Source organism: Bacillus sp. FJAT-45066, from assembly GCF_002335755.1.
GTDB classification, from domain to species: domain Bacteria; phylum Bacillota; class Bacilli; order Bacillales; family Bacillaceae_I; genus Bacillus_CD; species Bacillus_CD alkalisoli.
This window is the reverse complement of the sequence record NZ_NISQ01000001.1, coordinates 2,870,380-2,890,173: the sequence shown is the minus strand read 5'-3', so window position 1 is coordinate 2,890,173 and position 19,794 is coordinate 2,870,380. Positions and strand designations below refer to the sequence as shown.

General features: G+C 36.7%; 17 protein-coding genes. 15 read left to right on the top strand and 2 right to left on the bottom strand.

Annotated features, from left to right (window positions below):
• The first annotated feature begins 2 nt into the window (after positions 1 to 2).
• The 8 genes from CDZ92_RS14565 (at position 3) to CDZ92_RS14530 (ending at position 7,775) form a co-directional block, all read left to right on the top strand.
• Positions 3 to 767 (top strand): ABC transporter ATP-binding protein, encoded by a 765-nt coding sequence (locus CDZ92_RS14565; protein ID WP_096155901.1) that lies wholly within the window; start codon positions 3 to 5, stop codon positions 765 to 767.
• Positions 754 to 1,458 (top strand): ABC transporter ATP-binding protein, encoded by a 705-nt coding sequence (locus CDZ92_RS14560; RefSeq protein ID WP_096155900.1) that lies wholly within the window; start codon positions 754 to 756, stop codon positions 1,456 to 1,458. The genes CDZ92_RS14565 and CDZ92_RS14560 overlap by 14 nt, the downstream gene beginning before the upstream one ends.
• A gap of 19 nt (positions 1,459 to 1,477) precedes the next feature.
• Entirely contained in the window at positions 1,478 to 2,347 is an 870-nt protein-coding gene (locus CDZ92_RS14555) for a branched-chain amino acid ABC transporter permease (protein WP_096155899.1), read from the top strand.
• Complete coding sequence (locus CDZ92_RS14550) at positions 2,344 to 3,369, top strand: branched-chain amino acid ABC transporter permease (RefSeq protein WP_096155898.1); 1,026 nt, start codon at positions 2,344 to 2,346, stop codon at positions 3,367 to 3,369. The genes CDZ92_RS14555 and CDZ92_RS14550 overlap by 4 nt, the downstream gene beginning before the upstream one ends.
• A 29-nt stretch (positions 3,370 to 3,398) precedes the next feature.
• Complete coding sequence (locus tag CDZ92_RS14545) at positions 3,399 to 4,430, top strand: 3-oxoacyl-ACP synthase (protein WP_096155897.1); 1,032 nt, start codon at positions 3,399 to 3,401, stop codon at positions 4,428 to 4,430.
• 1 nt (position 4,431) lies between these two features.
• On the top strand, positions 4,432 to 5,331 hold the full coding sequence (gene phaZ / locus CDZ92_RS14540; RefSeq protein ID WP_096155896.1) for an intracellular short-chain-length polyhydroxyalkanoate depolymerase: 900 nt from the start codon (positions 4,432 to 4,434) through the stop codon (positions 5,329 to 5,331).
• On the top strand, positions 5,331 to 6,071 hold the full coding sequence (gene fabG, locus CDZ92_RS14535; protein ID WP_096155895.1) for a 3-oxoacyl-ACP reductase FabG: 741 nt from the start codon (positions 5,331 to 5,333) through the stop codon (positions 6,069 to 6,071). Before phaZ ends, fabG begins: the two co-directional genes overlap by 1 nt.
• 207 nt (positions 6,072 to 6,278) lie before the next feature.
• Complete coding sequence (locus CDZ92_RS14530) at positions 6,279 to 7,775, top strand: class I adenylate-forming enzyme family protein (RefSeq protein ID WP_096155894.1); 1,497 nt, start codon at positions 6,279 to 6,281, stop codon at positions 7,773 to 7,775.
• A 375-nt stretch (positions 7,776 to 8,150) separates the two neighbouring features.
• Here CDZ92_RS14530 and CDZ92_RS14525 read toward each other — a convergent pair whose 3' ends face one another.
• Together CDZ92_RS14525 and CDZ92_RS14520 are read right to left on the bottom strand one after the other, a co-directional pair.
• Entirely contained in the window at positions 8,151 to 8,771 is a 621-nt protein-coding gene (locus CDZ92_RS14525; protein WP_096155893.1) for a hypothetical protein, read from the bottom strand.
• On the bottom strand, positions 8,768 to 9,280 hold the full coding sequence (locus tag CDZ92_RS14520; RefSeq protein ID WP_096155892.1) for an RNA polymerase sigma factor: 513 nt from the start codon (positions 9,278 to 9,280) through the stop codon (positions 8,768 to 8,770). Before CDZ92_RS14520 ends, CDZ92_RS14525 begins: the two co-directional genes overlap by 4 nt.
• Before the next feature lie 195 nt (positions 9,281 to 9,475).
• On the opposite strand from CDZ92_RS14520, the gene CDZ92_RS14515 reads away from it, so the two are divergent.
• The 7 genes from CDZ92_RS14515 to CDZ92_RS14485 all read left to right on the top strand — a co-directional run bounded on the left by CDZ92_RS14515 (position 9,476) and on the right by CDZ92_RS14485 (position 19,605).
• Positions 9,476 to 11,653, top strand: a complete 2,178-nt coding sequence (locus tag CDZ92_RS14515) for a beta-propeller domain-containing protein (RefSeq protein ID WP_176483786.1) — start codon at positions 9,476 to 9,478, stop codon at positions 11,651 to 11,653.
• 494 nt (positions 11,654 to 12,147) lie between these two features.
• Entirely contained in the window at positions 12,148 to 13,215 is a 1,068-nt protein-coding gene (locus CDZ92_RS14510) for a D-alanine--D-alanine ligase (RefSeq protein WP_096155890.1), read from the top strand.
• A gap of 61 nt (positions 13,216 to 13,276) precedes the next feature.
• On the top strand, positions 13,277 to 14,644 hold the full coding sequence (locus CDZ92_RS14505; RefSeq protein WP_096155889.1) for a UDP-N-acetylmuramoyl-tripeptide--D-alanyl-D-alanine ligase: 1,368 nt from the start codon (positions 13,277 to 13,279) through the stop codon (positions 14,642 to 14,644).
• 289 nt (positions 14,645 to 14,933) lie between these two features.
• A complete protein-coding gene (locus tag CDZ92_RS14500) occupies positions 14,934 to 16,457 on the top strand; it encodes a DEAD/DEAH box helicase (RefSeq protein WP_096155888.1) in 1,524 nt (507 codons plus the stop codon).
• A gap of 162 nt (positions 16,458 to 16,619) precedes the next feature.
• Entirely contained in the window at positions 16,620 to 17,585 is a 966-nt protein-coding gene (uvsE, locus tag CDZ92_RS14495) for a UV DNA damage repair endonuclease UvsE (protein WP_096155887.1), read from the top strand.
• Positions 17,586 to 17,651: 66 nt separating this feature from the next.
• Positions 17,652 to 18,134, top strand: a complete 483-nt coding sequence (locus CDZ92_RS14490) for a PH domain-containing protein (protein WP_096155886.1) — start codon at positions 17,652 to 17,654, stop codon at positions 18,132 to 18,134.
• The gene (locus tag CDZ92_RS14485; RefSeq protein WP_096155885.1) at positions 18,121 to 19,605 is read left to right on the top strand and encodes a PH domain-containing protein; all 1,485 of its coding nucleotides are present in this window, start codon (positions 18,121 to 18,123) and stop codon (positions 19,603 to 19,605) included. Before CDZ92_RS14490 ends, CDZ92_RS14485 begins: the two co-directional genes overlap by 14 nt.
• Positions 19,606 to 19,794: the final 189 nt, after the last annotated feature.

Sequence of the window (19,794 nt, the reverse complement as noted above, 5' to 3'; positions counted from 1 at the left end):
GGATGGACATAATTTTAGAAACAAAAGGCTTAACTATAAAATTCGGTGGGCATGTTGCGGTAAATAATGTTTCCATTCAAATTGAGCGAAACCAGTTGAAATCTATTATTGGGCCAAATGGAGCAGGGAAGACAACTTTTTTCAATATGCTTAGTGGGCAATTAAAACCTTCGGATGGAACTGTTATGTATAAAGGGAAAGACATTACTTCCCTCTCCCCAACAGCGAGGACGCGTTTAGGAATAGGACGCTCCTTTCAAATTACAAATGTATTCCCGCAACTTTCATGTCACGAAAATGTTCGCCTTGCTGTACAGTCTCAGTTTGGCGTTCGATATAACTTAATAAAACATTTTACACAATACAAAGAAATAAACCAAAAAACAGAAGAACTGTTAAGTACGGTGATGTTAGATAATAAGGCGAATGAACTTGCTGTTAACCTTGCGCATGGAGAAAAGCGCAAGCTGGAAATAGCGATGCTTTTAGCTTTAGAGAGTGAAGTGCTTTTATTAGACGAACCAACAGCAGGTATGTCCTTAGAGGAAGTACCTATGATTCTAGATGTCATTAGAAAAATAAGAGACGACCGAAACCGGACAATTATATTAATTGAACATAAGATGGACATGGTTTTAGATTTGTCCGATAGCATTATGGTGTTATTCCACGGTAGTTTGTTAGCGGATGGAGACCCTAATGAAATTATGAAAAACGAACAAGTTCAATCAGCATATTTAGGAGGGCTGTCCATTGACGCTTCTTAAAGTAGATCAAATTCAAACATATATCCAACAATACCATATTTTACAAGGTGTATCGTTTGAAGTAAAAGAAGGAGAAGTAACGGTCCTTCTAGGTAGAAACGGTGCAGGTAAAACGACGACGTTAAGGTCTATTATGGGTTTAAACCCAGTGAAGGAAGGTACCATACAATTTAAAGGGAACGATATTCATCGTTTATCAACGCACAAAATAGCAAGTTTAGGGATTGGATACGTACCGGAAGATCAAGGTATATTTGGTAGTTTAACAGTCGAGGAAAATATGAAAGTTGCGATGAAGAACAAAGATGATGGAACACTCGAAAGGCTTGACTGGATTTTAAATCTTTTTCCAGATTTAAAGAAGTTTTGGAAAAAGAATGGTGGTCATTTAAGTGGAGGTCAAAAACAAATGCTTTCCATAGCTAGAGCATATGTAAATGACAACAGCCTATTACTAATTGATGAGCCTAGCAAAGGATTAGCTCCTATCGTCGTTGAGAAAGTAATGGAATCTATTATGCAAATGAAAGAGAAAACAACAGTCGTTTTAGTGGAGCAAAACTTTGTGATGGCAAGTACAATTGGGGATCATTTTTACATTATAGACGATGGTGTATCTAAACATGAAGGTAAAATGACAGAGTTGAAAGATAATGAAGAGTTGAAACGTCACTATTTAGGCATTGCCTAGTAAATAAGGGGGGAAGGCAATGGAACAGTTTATTAGTATAACAATAAACGGATTGGCTACCGGTATGTTAATCTTTTTACTTGCAGCTGGATTAACTTTAATTTTTGGACTAATGGATGTTTTAAATTTTGCTCACGGTGCCTTGTTTTTATGGGGAGCATACGCTGGGATATGGGCATTTGTGAATAGTGGGAGCTATATCGTTGGAGTAATAGCAGCTATTGTAGCTGGTGTTGCACTTGGATATTTACTAGAGCGTTTTATTATCAAGCCAGTTTACGGTAATCACATACAACAAATTCTTATAACACTTGGTGCCATGCTCGTATTAAGTGAACTCGTAAAAGTTGTATGGGGGCCAAACATTATGGTAGCGCCTTACCCAAGTTGGTTGCAGGGAAGTTGGGAGATTGGAAATATACTACTTATTAAATATCGACTGTTTATTATTGGAGTAGGGCTATTAGTATTTATTGGTCTTTTATTCTTATTAAATAAAACGAAGATAGGATTAATTGTTCGCGCAGGTGTAATAAACAAGGAAATGGTGCAAGCATTAGGTATTAATATACGTAAAATCTTTCTATTTGTATTTATGCTTGGATCAGGGATGGCAGGACTAGCTGGTCTACTATTTGGACCATATTCAGGAGTAATCTATGCTGAAATTGGTTTAGAGTACGGAATATTAGCTTTCATCGTAGTTATTATAGGTGGAATGGGAAGTGTGTTAGGTTCTATGCTAGCAGCAGTGCTTGTAGGAGTGTTAGGTGCTTATGCAGCCTTTTTTCTACCAGAAATTTCCCTTACCGTAAACTTTCTTATCATGATCGCCATATTAGTCTTTAGACCATCTGGCTTAATGGGAATGAAGGAGGCGGTTAAATGAGTAGTGTATTGCGCCTACAACAAATTCCTCGTTACAAGCTAGTATTAGCGATGATTGTAGCTGGATTATTTGCCTTTCCATTTGTTAATGATTCTAGAACATTACTAATAATGTTTACACAAATTTTTATCTTTGCGGCTTTTGCGATGAGTTATGATATTTTACTAGGTTACTCTGGTATCGTTTCGTTCGGGCATGCCATGTTTTTTGGTATAGGAGCGTATACGGTAGGAGTTAGTTTGAAAACCTTTGGACCTAGTATACAAGTCGTTTTGTTGGCTGCATTCATTACGATTATTTTCACTTCTATTGTCAGCTTTTTATTAGGAATTCTTACTTTGCGATTAAAAAGTCATTTCTTTGCGATGTTAACGCTAGCGGTATCCAGCTTGTTTGTCGTCTTAGCGGAAAAGTGGCGTTCTGTAACGATGGGAAATGATGGTTTTACGTTTGTAATCCCGGAACTATTCCGTGACCGGATGATGTTTTATCTTGTTGCATTGTCATTTATGGTGATTATTTTCTTAATATTAAAGCGATTCACAGAGTCTCCAATGGGGCGTGTTCTACAAGCAATACGAGAAAATGAATCCCGAGTAGAATCGCTTGGGTTTAAGATTATGCATTATAAAGTAACGGCCAACATTGTAGCGGGAGTTGTTGCTGGTTTGGCTGGGATTTTATACGGAATGAGTCTGCGGTTTGTCAACACGTCTGTACTCTCTGTTCAACTTACCCTAGATGCACTTTTAATAACGATTATTGGTGGGGTAGGAACATTATTTGGATCGATTGTTGGAGCGGCACTCATTGAATTTGCTAAGCACGGATTAATGGATTTAGCAAAAGTACATTGGATTTTTGAGAGATGGATTATCCTATTTGGGTCAATATTTATATTAGTAGTCATGTTCTTCCCAAAAGGAATTGTCGGGACAACAATAAACTGGTGGGCAAAATATCAGTATAAAAAAGCTGGAAAACAACTGATGAAAGATCAAACGATTAATAAAGACCTGTAGATTTAGAGGATTCGGAGTGTGAAAGTCTAATGAATAAGGTAGAAATAGGCGTCTTAAGTACTGGAGTTTACATTCCTAGCCATTGGATGACGAGTGAGGAAATTGCAAAAGTGTCCGATATACCATTAGAAATAATAGAAAAGAAGATGGGGATTAGAAAAAAGCCGATTCCAGGTATGAAAGACCATACTTGTCAGATGGGAATATATGCTGCAAAAGAAGCAATCGCCAAAGCACGTGTGAACCCAGAAGAAATTGATTTAGTTATCTATATTGGGGAGGAGCATAAGGAATATCCTTTATGGACGGCGGGAATAAAACTGCAGCAAGAAGTAGGTGCTGTCAACGCCTGGGCATTTGATGTAGCACAACGTTGTGGAACGACCATTATGGCCTTGAAAGTAGCAAAGAGTATGATGATAGCTGATACATCAATTCAAACAGTTCTACTAGCAGGGGGATACAGAAATGTAGATTTTATTGATTATACGAATCCTCGAACTAGATTTATGTATAACCTGTCTGCTGGTGGTGGCGCCATCCTGTTAAAGAAAGGCTATGCTAATAATCAGTTGCTAGAGAGTCATATTATGACAGATGGGACTTTTTCAGAAGACGTAGTGGTTGTCGCTGGTGGAACAAAAATGCCAACAAGTGTATTTACAATTGAGGCTGGCCATCATCAATTAGATGTTTTAGATCCAGAGGGAATGAAGCAACGTTTGGAGGAGAAGTCATTAGTTAATTTCATTAAAGTAGTGGACATGGCACTTCAAAAAAGCGGATACGATAGAGAAGATATTAATTATCTAGCTATCTTGCATATGAAGAAATCAGCACATGACTATATGTTAAAGGAGTTAGGTCTCATAGAAGATCAAACTATTTATTTACAAGACTATGGCCACATGGGCCAGTTTGATCAAATTTTATCTTTGCAGCTCGCTTTAGAGCAAGGGAAAATTAAAAATGGGGATATAGTTGTCCTTGTAAGTGCTGGGATCGGGTATGCTTGGGGAGCATCGGTCATAAAGTGGGGAAATGAAAAGGAGGATATCTAGTATGCTAACATCTACATTAAAAGAGGTTCAATTAAGTAATGGGGAAACTATTGCGTACCGTGAACGTGAAGGAGGAGAAGAGGTTATACTTCTCGTTCATGGAAATATGACATCTTCTAAACATTGGGACATTTTAATGGAAGCCTTTCCTTCTGAATATAAGCTATATGCTATAGATATGAGAGGGTTTGGAGCTTCCTCCTATAAAACTCCAGTTACTAGAATAAAAGATTTTTCTGATGACGTTAAAGGATTAGTAGACTCGCTTGAATTAAAAAACATTACTCTTGTTGGATGGTCAACTGGAGGAGTGGTATCACTCCAATATACGATTGATTATCCAGACGATGTAAAAAAAATTATCCTTTTAGCTTCCGGATCTACTCGTGGATATCCGTTTATGACGGTAAATGAAACAGGAGAATGGGTAAGGTTAGCTACTTTAGATGAAGTGAAAAAAGATGCCACAAAATCTATTCCTATCCAAGAAGCGTATGCTAAAGGAGATAAAGCTTTTCTGAAAAATATATGGGACATGTTAATTTATACAATGAATCAGCCTAGTGAGCAACAATATGATGAGTATTTAGAAGATATGATGACGCAACGGAATTTAACAGAAGTATATCAAGCGTTAAATACATTTAATATAAGTACGGTTCATAATGGATTGGTAGAGGGTTCTGGTGAGGTAGAAAAAATTCAAAAGCCTGTTTTAATTCTAGCTGGAGATTCGGATTTAGTTATAACACCGGATATGACGAAGGAAATAAAAGAGGATTTAGGGGATAATGGAGAATTGGTCTATTTAAAAGGTTGCGGTCACTCACCTCTAATAGATGATATACAACAGTTAATTTATTCGATGACAACGTTTTTGAAAAAACAGGGGGAGCAATAATGCGATTACAAGATAAAACAGCTATTATTACAGGAGCAGGAAACGGAATAGGAAAAGAGGCTGCGTTTACTTTTGGTAAAGAAGGAGCCAATGTAGTAGTTGCAGATTATAATTTAGAAGCTGCTGAAAAAGTGGTGGCGGATATGAATGAATTTGGAGGGAATGCCATAGCAGTTCATGTGAATGTGGCAGACCAATCTAGTGTACAAAAAATGGTGGAGCAAACTATCCAGCAATTTGGGCGCATTGATATTTTAGTAAATAATGCAGGTATTACTTCAGATGCTATGCTCTATAAAATGACTCCAGAAGCGTGGCAAAAAGTAGTCGATGTAAACTTAACTGGTGTATTTTACTGTACACAAGCGGTAATTCCACACATGATTGAGCAAGGTAAAGGAAAGATTATTTCTACTTCTAGTGTGTCTGGTGTATATGGAAACGTAGGACAGACTAATTATGCTGCAACAAAAGCAGGTGTTATTGGAATGACAAAATCTTGGGCAAAAGAATATGGTGGCAAAGGTATTAATGTTAATGCAGTAGTACCCGGATTTATTGAGACCGATATGGTAGCGAAAATGCCAGAAAGTGTGTTAGATAAAATGAGAAGTATTATCCCGCTTAAGCGACTTGGAAATCCTACAGACATCGCTAAAGCCTATTTATATTTAGCTTCAGATGATGCTGACTATGTGAACGGTACTGCACTTCATGTGGATGGTGGAATAATGATGTAAATCGGGCTGCGCTTCTATCTTGAATAAAGATGGGGGGCAGCTTTTTTTCTGACTGCTCGAGGGTGTCCGCCGCTTTCTTTTATCTCATTACGGAGTGCTCCAGTTTTTACGTCGCAGAGCGAGCGCTCTCCGCTTTTCTATGTAACTCATATGCAACTTTTATCTATTATTCTTGTATTATAAGTTGATGGTAAAGGAGGAGGTAAGATGAGCTGGGATACTGATTGGTTAACAAATCGAGCTCGTATTACCCCAGAGAGAGTGGCCATTGTTAATGGGGCTTCGGGAGAAGAGTGGACGTACAGTCAATTAAATAGAAGAGCCGAAAATTTAGCATGTTCTTTATTAAAACAAGGTATCGAAAAGGGAGATCGAGTTGCGTTATTTTCTCCAAATGCCATTTGTTACCTAGATATACTTTTTGCATGTATGAAAATTGGTGCAATTTTTGTGCCGATGAACTGGAGACTATCTTCAAATGAAGTGCATGTGGTTTTAGAAGATTGTAAACCAAAATTGCTCTTTTATACTAGGGACACGAGTCACTTCATAATAAAAAAATATATGGATAAAGCATATAGTGTAGAGGACAAGACATATAGTAGTTGGATTACTAATATCGGTTATAGAGAATACACAGAAATAGAGGTAGATTGTCCATTAGCGATAATTTATACTGGCGGTACAACAGGAAAGCCTAAGGGAGTAGTGCTTTCTCATCAATCTATTTTTTATAATACAATTAATACTATCAACAGTTGGAATATTACGGCTAACGATACAACCTTAACTTTTCTACCGATGTTTCATACAGGTGGACTGAATGTATTAACGCTCCCTGTATTGCATATTGGTGGAAAGGTTGTTATTGGAGATAAATTTGACCCGGTAGAGGCAATTCGTTTACTGAACAAATACTTTATAACTATTGCCATTTTTGTACCAACTATGTACCATTTTATGATTGAAACGCAGGAATTCCGTGAGAGTCACTTTCCTTCTATGCACACATTTTTATCTGGTGGTGCACCTTGCTCCTATAAAATTTATGAAGCTTTTGAACAAAAAGGATTGCAGTTTAAAGAAGGATATGGACTAACCGAAGCCGGACCGAATAATTTTTATATTGATCCAAAAGATGTAAAAAGGAAAAGAGGCTCGGTCGGAAAACCGATGCTCTATAATAAAGTGAAGATTGTGGATGAAGAAGGACTAGAAGTTAATAATGGGGAAGTTGGAGAAATTATTATTCAAGGATCACACGTCTTTCATTATTATTGGAATCGTCCTGACGCGACTCGAGAAGCAATAAAAAAAGGATGGCTACATACAGGGGACTTGGGTAAAAAAGATGAAGATGGTTTCTTTTATATTGTCGGTCGTAAAAAAGATATGATTATTACAGGTGGAGAAAATGTATATCCTATAGAAGTGGAACATGTAATCGCAGAACATAAGTATGTAAAAGAAGTAGCAGTAGTCGGTTTGAAAGATGAGCAGTGGGGAGAGGTGGTTGCTGCTTTTATAGTAAAAGAAGATTCAGCTCCTTTATTAACTAAGGAGATAGAAATGTATTGTCGTTCTGCTTTGGCAGGTTATAAGATTCCGAGATTAATTATATTTCTGACCGAATTACCGAAAACAGCAGTAGGGAAAATTGATAAGAAGCAGTTAGAAATATTAGGTGAGATGGAAAAAGCATAAGGATAAAAGGAAAAAGGTTGACCTAAGTTAAATGGGTCAACCTTTGTTTTTTTACTATAATTTTATCAATTGAGTCCGTTTCATGGTGTATGACTACTATACGAAAAACGAATGATAGGTACTTTATCTTTATTACTATACCTTAATTAACGAACTTATTATTGTACATTAAACGATAATATTTGTTTTTCAATAAACGAACCGTAATTATGAACGGGAGTCAATTACTAAAGGGATCATCATTAATAGATTTCCAGTAATAAGCATCGTATAAAAGACTGATATAGAATCAATAAACCCTAAAGGGTGTATACATGACATCAAAATAGTTATAAACCCAAGTGGTTTAAAAAATTTTACTTTTTCGTTCAAAAATTATCCCTCCATTGATATTAAGTCGTTGAATGCAATAATTAGTTGAATAACGTTTCCTTCTTTTAATTGATAAATTTCACTTGATCCATGTTGACGAATGTAACCAGTCCCATCTGGATAAAGCCAAAGTTTAAGTTGTAATGGTCGTTTTCCTTCTAACTGAATTAAGAAGTCTATATGTGGATTGTCATTTATAGTTACGCTTGTTGCTTCGGCGTTTGAAAAAGCTTCTACTAATAGAATATGCCACTGGCTTGATGGCTCATATCTTCGTACACCTGTAAGAGGCATGCCTTCTTGCTGTCTCGCTTTAAAAGAGTTTATGTTTTCAGAAGGTGCTGCGAACGTATTCATAATTTGTGAAGAAGAGATTCCGTGCATAAAATGGTCTTCTGAGAGTTGAGCCGACTTTTGGAGGAGGTTCGTACCTGCAAAAATGGTTATAATCAAAATAGCTAGTAAAGAAGTTAAAGGTAGTAAAAGGTTTCGATTCCAGGACGATTTCGATTTTTCTTCTATGCGTTTCTTTTTATTAATTTCATAGAATGAATAAATTTTCTTTTCTTCAGACCTAGAGATGGACTGTAAGGCTTTAAACTCTTTATCAAAAAATTGACTCATAACCGTTCCTCCTCCTTCTTCATCACTTTTCGTAACGCTGCAAGAGCCCTTGTGGTAGTGGATTTTACTTTACTAATAGACCATCCTGTTATTTGAGAAGCTTCTTCCATAGATAGTTCTTTTATTTTTCTCAAGATTAATATTTCTTGATATTCCCACTTTAATTGTTTGATGCCTTCAAATAGAGCAACAACGGCTTCCCCTTTCTCTATTATTTCTGCTGGAGTAGGATTATTGTCTTTGATTACACTTTTTTCTATAGAAAAAAATATGAATTTCTTTTGCTTTCTTATGTAATCAATCGTTCTATTACGAGCAATAGATATAATCCAAGTTGAGATGGAAGCTCTTTGTTGAAAAGTATCAAGTTTCCGATAAACTTGCACAAAAGTATCTTGCGTAATATCCTCAGAAACTGCTGCATTTCGAACCATTAAAAATACATAACTATACACTTGGTCACTATATTCTAAATATAACTGTTCAAAGAAATTCTCTTTGCTATTCAATGGCTCTCCCCCTTTTTAATAGGTTAGACGAACGACTATATAATTGGGAACAGTAAAATACAAAAATTCATCCTCAAACCATGTAACATTTCCACCCACCCCTCGTCTAATCCTACAGAACCATATATTACAAACATGTTAAAAGTGCCTGGCACCTGTAACGTATTTGTAATATTGAAGGAGGATATGGACGGGATGAAGAGGTCAGGGTTTGTATTTTTGTTTGTAATCGTAGCTTTGTGCGTAAGTATAGGTGCTTGGTATTTTAATGCAAAGCCTTATATGATAAACGGTATTGGCAACAGTGAAGAAGCGATCGATGTGTTACCGAATAAGAAGTGGGTTTTTGCTTTTTCCGAGAGCTTAAAAGAATCTACCGTTAATTCATCTACTGTTTTTATACAAAACCGCAAAGGAAAGAATATCGATGTTCATATAGAACTCCTAGATAATCGCATCATTACAGTACATCCACCTAAAGACGGCTATGAACTAAAGAACGGACCATACAGTATCGTTGTTTCCAAAGGTGTTAAAGCAAAAAACGGTCAACCGATTAAGGAAGAAATGAAAGTAGAATTTAATATACATGAAACATTGCAATCGGTTAAAAACAAAAAACAACTAAACTCACTTTTCCAAAACCATTTAGCAAGTATGGAAAAAACAGTGGAAAAGGGGCTTTTTAGTGGTTTCTCTATGGGAAGAGCAGGAAGCGACATGTCAAGTGAGGCTATGGATGATTCTGACGGAGAAGTTGCTACTCCACAAAGTAGTGAATTTTCCGAAACGAATGTTCAAGTAGCGGGAGTAGATGAAGGGGATATCGTAAAAACAGATGGAACGTTTATTTATCAAATTATGGATAATAAATTAACCATTTTTAAAGTGAACGCTCCTGAAAAAATTGAACATACAACAGAAGTACGTTATAACAATTTCACTCCTAGTCAACTTTATGTAGACAAAGAACATGTAGTAGTTATCGGATACGAGTATGGTGGGGCATCCCATTACCCAACAAGAGGTGATGTTGGCATTATGCCGATAATGCCAATGTACAGTGCTGCCAAAGCAATTGTTTATGATTTTTCCAATAAAAAAGAACTTAAAGAAATACAAAGTACTACAATAGAAGGTAATTTACTATCTACGAGAAAGGTAGACGATTATGTTTATCTAATAACGAATCATTACCCGAACGTATGGACATTAAAAGAGGATATAGAAGTAGACTTAAGACCTCATATTTCTACATCACTCAATGGTGAAGACAAGAAAGAAGAATTGGAATACGTGGACTACGAGAAAATATACCATATTCCTGGCTCAACCGAACCGAATTTTATGAACATAGTAGCAATCAACATAAAAAAGCAAAACGAAAAAGTTAATACGGTAACGTACGTTGGAAGCGGAAATGAAATATTTATGTCTCGTTCAACCTTATATATTACGGTTCCTACTTATCCAGAATTTGATGGAATTGGCCATTGGTTTGACCATACGGAAACAGAAATTTATAAATTCAACGTAGATAAATCGAATATAGAATACAAGGCTACAGGTACGGTGCCTGGTAGATTATTAAATCAATTTTCCATGGATGAATTTGAAGGACATTTCCGAGTTGCAACGACAACGGGGAATGCGTGGGATGAAACCGCTCCATCAGGCAATCATTTGTTTGTAATGGACCAAACTCTTGAGGTAATTGGAAGTGTAGAAGATTTAGCGCGTGGTGAACGAATTTATTCGGTAAGGTTCATGGGCGAAAAAGCTTATGTTGTTACATTCAAAGAAGTAGATCCGTTATTCGTATTTGATTTGAGCAATCCAACAGACCCGAAAGTTCTAGGGGAATTAAAGATACCTGGTTTCAGTAATTATTTACACCCATATGATGAAAATCATTTAATTGGCTTTGGGTACAATACTACACTTGAAAAAGGACACGACAATAGACCATTTGTTGTTCAAGATGGAGTAAAACTATCACTATTTGACGTTTCTGACCCTACAGACCCAAAGGAAAAGTTCACCGAAATTATAGGTGGAAGAGCAACTTATTCACAACTGAACTATGATCATAAAGCATTACTATTTCATAAAGAAAAAGACATTTTTGCATTCCCAATCGTAATCTATGAACAAGGTAGTAAATACGATTATCGATTAGATTTCCAAGGTGCTTTTGTATATGGTATAGATTTAGAAAAAGGATTTACCCGCCACTTAGAAATTTCACATTCAAAGAGTGAAAGAAGTTATTATGAATCATGGGAAGAAGACATTCATCGAGTCTTATACATCGGTGACCACCTATATGCTGTCTCACCAAAAAACATTTCGGCTCATAAAATCACATGGTAATCACCATAACGGCGCTCGTTCCTCAATAGTGGAGAACGAGTGTTTTTATTATAAGGCTATGTTAAAAATAAATTTGTTGATTAGATTCCATAACCAGCGGTTGATTTTCGCGCATACCGTAGACTCCTGCGGGAAAAGCGGGGAGCGGGAGACCCCACAGGCGCTAGCACCGAGGAGGCTCCCGGCCCGCCCGCGGAAAGCGCAGGTATGCGCGGTAATCAACAGCGGTGTTCTAACACAGCCTTTAATAAAGGAAATACCAAATTATTTCCCAGGGAAAGATTTTGTCGGAATATGTGGAATACGAAAAAATCCCCATATTATCCTAACAAGCTATATATTCATATAGTAAATAAATAGTGATTGATGTTTTAAAATCGCAACGTACGGAAATATAAGTAGAAGTTTCGAAATTGTATAGGAAAGTGCTATAATAAATCGAAAAAACATAATGAAAAAATCGCTTTTAAAATAGAGGAATCGAGGGGACCGGCATGAAAACAAAACTACATCTATTATATGGTGGAAAATCAGCCGAACATAAAGTATCACTACAAACAGCATTAGCTGTAACGAAAGCATTAGACATGGATAAATTTGAAGTACATCCAATATATATTAAGGACACCGGTGAATGGGTTAGAGGAAACCAAATCAATGCTCCAGTAGAAAATGTAAAAGAATTACAGTTGCTAGAAGAAGGAACTTCAAGTGCTCCAATGGTGTTGCAAGATACAAAAAGTGAAAACCAATGTACTGTTATTTTCCCACTACTTCACGGTCCAAACGGAGAAGACGGAACAGTACAAGGATTATTAGAAGTATTGAATTTACCTTACGTTGGGAACGGAGTTTTAGCTTCATCGGCAGGTATGGATAAAGTCATTATGAAAAACCTTTATGCACAAGCTGGACTTCCACAAGTCAATTATGTTCATTATCTTCGTATAGAGTGGGAAAAAGAAGCTGACAAGGTTTACAGTGAAGTGGAAGAACAACTTGGCTATCCGTGTTTCGTAAAACCTGCAAACTTAGGTTCAAGTGTTGGTATCAGTAAAGCAAATAACCGTGAGGAATTAGCGGAAGCGATTAAAGAGGCATTCGATTTTGACCGTAAAATTATTATTGAAGAAGGACTTGTTGGAGCACGTGAAATCGAAATCGGTGTTCTTGGCAATGATGAGCCAGAATGCTCTGTTGTAGGAGAAATTGTAGCGAAAAAAGACTTTTACGATTACAAAGCAAAATATGAAGATGGGGATACAGCTATGATTATCCCAGCTGAAATCGATGAATCTATTGATAAACAAGTTCGTGAAATGGCTGTAACAGCTTTTAAAGCAATTGATGGAGCAGGTCTTGTACGAGCGGACTTTTTCTTAACGAAAGAAGGAAAATTGTATATAAATGAAGTAAATACAATGCCTGGTTTTACACCATTTAGTATGTTCCCGCTTTTATGGCAAAATACAGGAGTAGATTATCCTTCATTAATTGAAAAATTAGTAAACCTTGCACTAGAGCGCCATGCAGAAAAGCAAAAAATCAAACATACATTTTAATAATTGCAAGGGGATGCTTCGTATATAAGCATCCCTTTCTAGTAATAAGGAGACCGAAAAAATGATAAATAGAACATTAAAGCAAGTGGAGCAAATGTCAAAAGGTGAAGGACTTGCTTCGAAATTTGAACAGTTGAACATAAAAGGTGTTGCAAATGATACAAGAAAAGAATTAACTGGATGTTTATATGTTCCAATTGTCGGGGAAAATTTTAATGGGCATGTTTTTACAGAGAAAGCCGTAAAAGAAAGAGGAGCAGTTGCGTCGTTTTGGCAAAAAGACCAATCATCTCCGCCTAAAGATGTGCCTCTCATTTTGGTAGACGACACGATTGAAGCTCTGCAAAATTTATCGAGTAGTTACCGCGATCAACTAAACGTTAAAGTTGTTGGGGTAACAGGTAGTAATGGAAAGACGACGACTAAAGATATTGTAACGACCATTCTTCAAACGAAGTACACAGTCCATAAAACAGCAGGAAACTACAACAATCATATCGGGCTACCTTTAACCATTTTATCTATGAGTGAAGATGTAGAAGTAGCAGTGTTAGAAATGGGAATGAGCGGTAGAGGAGAAATAGAATTACTATCTAACATATCAAAACCAGACGCTGCAATCATTACGAACATTGGAGAGTCGCACTTACAGGATCTAGGAAGTAGAGAAGGTATTGCAGAAGCCAAACTAGAAATTGCAAGTGGACTTAAAGAAGACGGAGTCCTAATTATCAATGGCGATGAACCACTTCTTACGAATAATAAAGTCTGTCAAAGTGAAAATGTTATTCGTTTTGGAATCAGTGTAGATAATGACCTTGTAGCTGAAGCGATTAATATGAAACCTGATGGCACTAAATTTAGTGTAGGTGGAAAAGAGTTCTTTATTCCTATATTAGGAAAACATAATGTTACGAACGCATTAGCAGCGATGGCTGTAGCGGAACATTTAGGTTTAACTGATGAGCATGTAAGAAAAGGATTAAAAGAAGTTTCCATTACTGGAATGCGCAATGAAGTAATTCATACGAATAGTGGTTGGACGATTATTAACGATGCATATAACGCTAGTCCAACATCTATGAAAGCAGCAATCGACTTACTAACGGAATTAACCGGATATAATCAAAAGATAGTCGTATTAGGTGATATGTTGGAGCTTGGTGATTTAGAAAAACAATTCCATCGAGAAACAGGTAGTCATATTAATGAAAAGGAAATTGACTTTGTTTTTACTTATGGATTATTGGGAGAAGAAATTGCAAAAGGTGCTCGCAAAAAAATGAGTGAAGATCGTGTGCGTTCCTTCCGAGATAAGGATGCTCTAATCACGGCACTATTAGAAAAATTGACCAACAATGACATAGTTTTAGTTAAAGCTTCTCGTGGTATGAAATTAGAAGAGGTAGTAATCGGTATTAATGGTTAGAAGAAGTCATGTCAATTAGGAAGTGAGGTGGAATTGCTGGCTCTATTGGAGAAAACTTCAAATTTCAATTATGCAAAATTCTTTTGTTTAGGTGAATACTAACATTAAGCTCTTCCGCTATCTATTGTTTATCTTTGTTGCTTTTGTTTTAAATATGTGTTATTATAACAGGTAATGTGTTTTAAAACCGTGTGCTTATTACACAAAAAACGTCTACTTATTACACAATTGGGTGAGTGTAAAACTTATCTGATTATTTAATATGTATAGATAAGGAGTAGGAAAAAATTTGGTATTATTTAAAGAACTAGGTTTATCAGAAAATTTAATGAAGTCAGTAGAAAAAATGGGGTTTGAAGAGGCAACACCAATTCAAGCAGAGACCATTCCAGTTGCATTACAAGGTAATGATGTTATTGGTCAAGCGCAAACAGGAACAGGAAAAACAATTGCGTTTGGTTTACCATTAATCGAGAAAATCGATCCAAACAACGACAACATCCAAGGTCTTGTTATTGCACCAACTCGAGAGTTAGCAATTCAAGTAGCGGAGGAATTATATAAAGCAAGTTATCATAAAAGAGTTAGAGTTCTTTCTGTTTTTGGTGGGCAAGACATTCAACGTCAAATGCGCTCATTAAAGAAATATCCACACATTGTAGTTGGTACGCCAGGTCGACTATTAGACCACATCAACAGAAAAACAATGAAGTTAAATAACGTTAAAGTTGCTGTTCTTGATGAAGCAGATGAAATGTTAAACATGGGATTCATTGAAGACATTGAAAAAATCTTAAGTGAAGTGCCAGAAGAACACCAAACATTACTTTTCTCTGCTACAATGCCAGGACCAATTCGTGCGATTGCGGAACGTTTCATGACGAATCCAATCAATGTGAAGGTTAAATCGAAAGAAGTAACGGTTCCTAACATTCAACAATATTATGTAGAGACACAAGAAAAGAAAAAATTTGATGTGTTAACACGCCTTTTAGATATTCAATCTCCAGAGCTAGCTATCGTATTCGGTCGCACAAAGCGTCGTGTTGATGAATTATCTGAAGCATTAACCGTTCGTGGTTATGCTGCGGAAGGTATTCATGGTGACCTTTCTCAAGCAAAACGTATGAGTGTATTACGTAAATTTAAAGAAGGTCACATTGATGTATTAGTTGCAACAGACGTTGCTGCTCGTGGATTAGACATTTCTGGTGTAACTCACGTTTACAACTTTGACATTCCACAAGATCCGGAAAGTTATGTTCACCGTGTTGGACGTACTGGTCGTGCAGGGAAAAGTGGTCAAGCGATTACTTTTGTAAACCCTCGTGAAATCAGTTACTTGCACCATGTTGAAAAAGTAACGAAACGTAAAATGGAAAAAATGAAGTCACCAACACTTGACGAAGCATTAGAAGGTAAACAAAAACTTTCAATGGAAAAATTAACGCAAGCGTTAGGGTCAGAAAACTTAAACTACTATCGTACTGCAGCAGAGCAGTTATTAGAAGAGCATGATTCTATGACGCTTATCTGTGCAGCATTAAAATTGTTAACAAATGAGCCAGACATGACACCAATTAACTTAACGGAAGAATCTCCGTTACGTGGTGGTGGTCGTGGTGGAGACCGTGGAGGTCGCGGTGGAGACCGTTCTCGCGGTGGCAAGGGTGGCCAAGGCGGCGGTAAAGGCGGTCAATGGAATAAGCGCTCAAACTCTGGTGACAGAGACAGAAAAAGTTCTGACCGTGGTGGCGCATCTAACAGCAAACGCCAAGGATTCAAACGTTCTTCTCGTAAAGAGAAAGTATAATTTTATACAAAAAGGTCAAGCTGATGTAGCAATTGCTATCTCGCTTGGCCTTTTTTATATTTCACTAATTCTCCAGCCGATATCACCAAAATCCTAACCCATTTTTCTATCTTTAATAGGGAAGACTAATAAAAACCACAACAAAATTAGGAGGAACTGAAATTGACAGTAGTTAGATTAGGTTACGTTGCAATGAGTGTGCACTTAAAAAATGCATCTCCATCACAAACAATGACATATGCACAATTTCAAAAATTAAAAGACAGAGAAGCGGCAATTCATAAACTAGAAAGAATCGCTGTGAATAACTTAGAAAATTGTTTGCGTCTTTTAAAACATAATGTTGGTCATGATATTAAGTTCTTTCGCTATAGCTCAAAATTAATACCACTTGCGAATCATGAAGAAGTTAAAGATTGGAAATATATGAGATCTTTAAAAGGTGTACTAACCGAAATAGCTAACTTCCTAGAGCATAACCCAATGAGGGTTGACTTTCATCCAGATCATTTTGCTATATTAAACTCATCTAAAAAAGAAATCATAAGCCAGACGATAAAGACGCTTTCTATGCATGAGGCACTTTTAAAGGGAATGAAGGTAAATCGGCGACATAGATGTGTTCTTCATGTTGGGGGAGCTTATAAAGATAAAGAAAAAGCGCTAGAGCAGTTTATCCAAAATTGGGGAATAGTTCCTCATTCTCTTCAAGAGATGATTATTTTAGAAAATGATGATACAACGTTCCATCTACATGACACATTATACTTATGTGAAAAGTTAAATATCCCTCTCGTATTTGACTATCATCACCATTTAGCTAATCATGAATATGAAAATTGGGAGGAAGATTGGGAAAGGGTAGTTCGTACGTGGGGTGATTCAGCCTTGCCTGTTAAAATGCATATCTCTAGTCCTCGTGATACAGCTAATTTCAGAGCGCATGCAGATTACATTGACGTAAAAATGTTTAAAGAGTTTCTGGACAAAACAAAGGGAAGTGTTTCTCAAATAGATTGTATGATAGAAGCGAAAAAGAAAGATCACGCCCTTTTTCGCTTGATGGATGAAATTACTCAATATGATAATATAGAAAGGATAGATGGTGCTTCATTTAAGGTTTTGTAAAATTCTACCGAAAATTATATTTTATTGTATAATGAGAAAAGACTTGTCTGGAGAGGAGATTTATAAATGAGACCAGAGCCAACGCGAAAAATACATAGAAAAGCGTTAACAGTGTGGAGAATAGCGAGTGGTATTAATGCGTTAATTTTTCTAGCACTAATAGTAGGGCTTTATTTTGTCATCATTAGAAATGATTGGCCTTTATGGCCAGCATACATAGGGACGACACTTCTTGTAGTATATGCATCACTAAATATATGGCTATTGCCAGCAATGAGATGGAAAAGATGGCGCTATGATGTTCACGAACACGAAATTGACTTGCAAAGAGGCATACTTGTAAAACAACGCACACTTGTCCCGATGGTTAGAGTGCAACATGTAGACACGAGACAAGGACCAATCTTAAAGAGGTATAAGCTATCTACTGTTATCATTTCTACTGCGGCAACCACACATGAGATACCTGCATTAGGAGAGGAAGAAGCTGACCAAGTGAGGGATTATATTTCAAAGCTTGCAAGGGTGACAGACGATGATGACATTTGAAAAACGAAGAATGCATCCTGCAGCAGCGATCGTATCTTTTGTTCGGCAACTGCGTGAACTACTCATTCCGTTTTTATTCTTTTTTATTTTCGGAACAAGGGGCGATTCGATTAATATTTATTATATGATTGCAATCGGAGTAGGTCTGCTATTTGCCCTAGCTATAGGGGTCTTTACGTGGTTACGCTTTTATTATTGGGTTGAAGATGGTGAATTAAGAATAGAACATGGAGTGTTTGTTAAGAAAAAAAGATTTATACCATTAGAGCGAATTCAAACGATTGATACATCTGCTGGTATTATACAGCGTATGTTTGGGATTGTGAAACTTCAGGTAGAAACAGCAGGAAGTGGAAATGAAGCAGAGGCTGTTATGACTGCTGTGACGAAGGAAGATGCAGCGCATTTAAAAGAACTTTTACTTATGAAAAATAAGGCGCGTGAGACAGACGAAGAACAAGAAGTGGTCCATTTGGATGAACATGGAGAAGTTGTGTTGCAACCTGAAAAAGTAATCGAAGAAGAGCAGTCGACCTACCGAGTAACATGGAAGGATCTATTAATCGTTGGTTCTACTTCCGGTGGAGTTGGGGTTGTTTTATCTGGGGTAATAGCATTTACAACCCAAATAGAACAGTTACTGCCGATGGAAAGAGTATTTAACCAATTTGGAGAGTTACTACAAACGAGTATTATTTTTATTTCTACCATCATATTTTTTGTGTTGCTTGTATCGTGGATTATATCGATTGGGTTGACGATGCTAAGATATGGTAACTTTCATGTAGTAAAAAAAGAAGATAAGTTAATTGTTTCTCGCGGAATTATTGAGAAGAAGCAAATGACCATTCCTTTGGGGAGAATTCAAGCAGTAAGAATTTCACAAAACATTATAAGGCAGCCTTTTGGGTTAGCGACAGTATATGTAGAAAGTGCGGGAGGTTCAAGTGGAGAAGGGGATACTTCCACTATTCTGTTTCCGCTAGTGAAATTAAGAGATGTTGCTGGATTACTTTCGCAATTTACGCCTGACTATAATTTAAGAAGTAATGTCAATGGTGTCCCGAAGCGTTCGTTTTTACGATATAACATTAAGTTAGTAGTGCCAGCTGTTTTAATTAGTGGAGTAGTTTCTTATTTTTTTGCTCCATATGGGTTTATATCCTTTATCTTAATTCCACTTGCATTATTGCTAGCTTTTTTCCGTTATAAAGACGCGGGTTGGTATTCTTCAGAAGTAGATTTGCAGTTGTCTTATCGTGTACTAAGCAAAAATATTGTTCTAGTGAAAAAGCGCAGAATGCAATGTTTTGACTTAGTCGAATCCTTTTTCCAAAGAAGAAGGAAAGTTGTTACGATCGCAACTGCGGTAAAATCTAGTTGGGGATCGAAATACTTTAAGGTTGTCGATGTAGATAAAAAACACGGAGAACAACTATATCAGTGGTACTCTTATAAACCAAAGTCTTAAACGATGAAGTTCATTTTGGTAAGAAAAATGGGAGAAAGTGAGCTATAAGGTCGATGAAGTTCATTTTGCCAAAGAAAAAAGAAGAAAGTGAACTTGATAAGATAAGACTTATGAAGTTCATGATGCATCAGAAAAAAGGAAAAATGAACATGATCAAAACAATAAAGCAAAAAGAGGACTCTTAAGAGT

Excerpts from the sequence above, each read along its gene's own strand:
- CDZ92_RS14565 (WP_096155901.1), top strand. The coding sequence starts at position 3 with ATGGACATAATTTTAGAAACAAAAGGCTTAACTATAAAATTCGGTGGG.
- CDZ92_RS14555 (WP_096155899.1), top strand. The coding sequence starts at position 1,478 with ATGGAACAGTTTATTAGTATAACAATAAACGGATTGGCTACCGGTATG.
- CDZ92_RS14550 (WP_096155898.1), top strand. The coding sequence starts at position 2,344 with ATGAGTAGTGTATTGCGCCTACAACAAATTCCTCGTTACAAGCTAGTA.
- CDZ92_RS14545 (WP_096155897.1), top strand. The coding sequence starts at position 3,399 with ATGAATAAGGTAGAAATAGGCGTCTTAAGTACTGGAGTTTACATTCCT.
- phaZ (WP_096155896.1), top strand. The coding sequence starts at position 4,432 with ATGCTAACATCTACATTAAAAGAGGTTCAATTAAGTAATGGGGAAACT.
- fabG (WP_096155895.1), top strand. The coding sequence starts at position 5,331 with ATGCGATTACAAGATAAAACAGCTATTATTACAGGAGCAGGAAACGGA.
- CDZ92_RS14530 (WP_096155894.1), top strand. The coding sequence starts at position 6,279 with ATGAGCTGGGATACTGATTGGTTAACAAATCGAGCTCGTATTACCCCA.
- CDZ92_RS14525 (WP_096155893.1), bottom strand. The coding sequence starts at position 8,771 with ATGAGTCAATTTTTTGATAAAGAGTTTAAAGCCTTACAGTCCATCTCT.
- CDZ92_RS14515 (WP_176483786.1), top strand. The coding sequence starts at position 9,476 with ATGAAGAGGTCAGGGTTTGTATTTTTGTTTGTAATCGTAGCTTTGTGC.
- CDZ92_RS14510 (WP_096155890.1), top strand. The coding sequence starts at position 12,148 with ATGAAAACAAAACTACATCTATTATATGGTGGAAAATCAGCCGAACAT.
- CDZ92_RS14505 (WP_096155889.1), top strand. The coding sequence starts at position 13,277 with ATGATAAATAGAACATTAAAGCAAGTGGAGCAAATGTCAAAAGGTGAA.
- CDZ92_RS14490 (WP_096155886.1), top strand. The coding sequence starts at position 17,652 with ATGAGACCAGAGCCAACGCGAAAAATACATAGAAAAGCGTTAACAGTG.
- CDZ92_RS14485 (WP_096155885.1), top strand. The coding sequence starts at position 18,121 with ATGATGACATTTGAAAAACGAAGAATGCATCCTGCAGCAGCGATCGTA.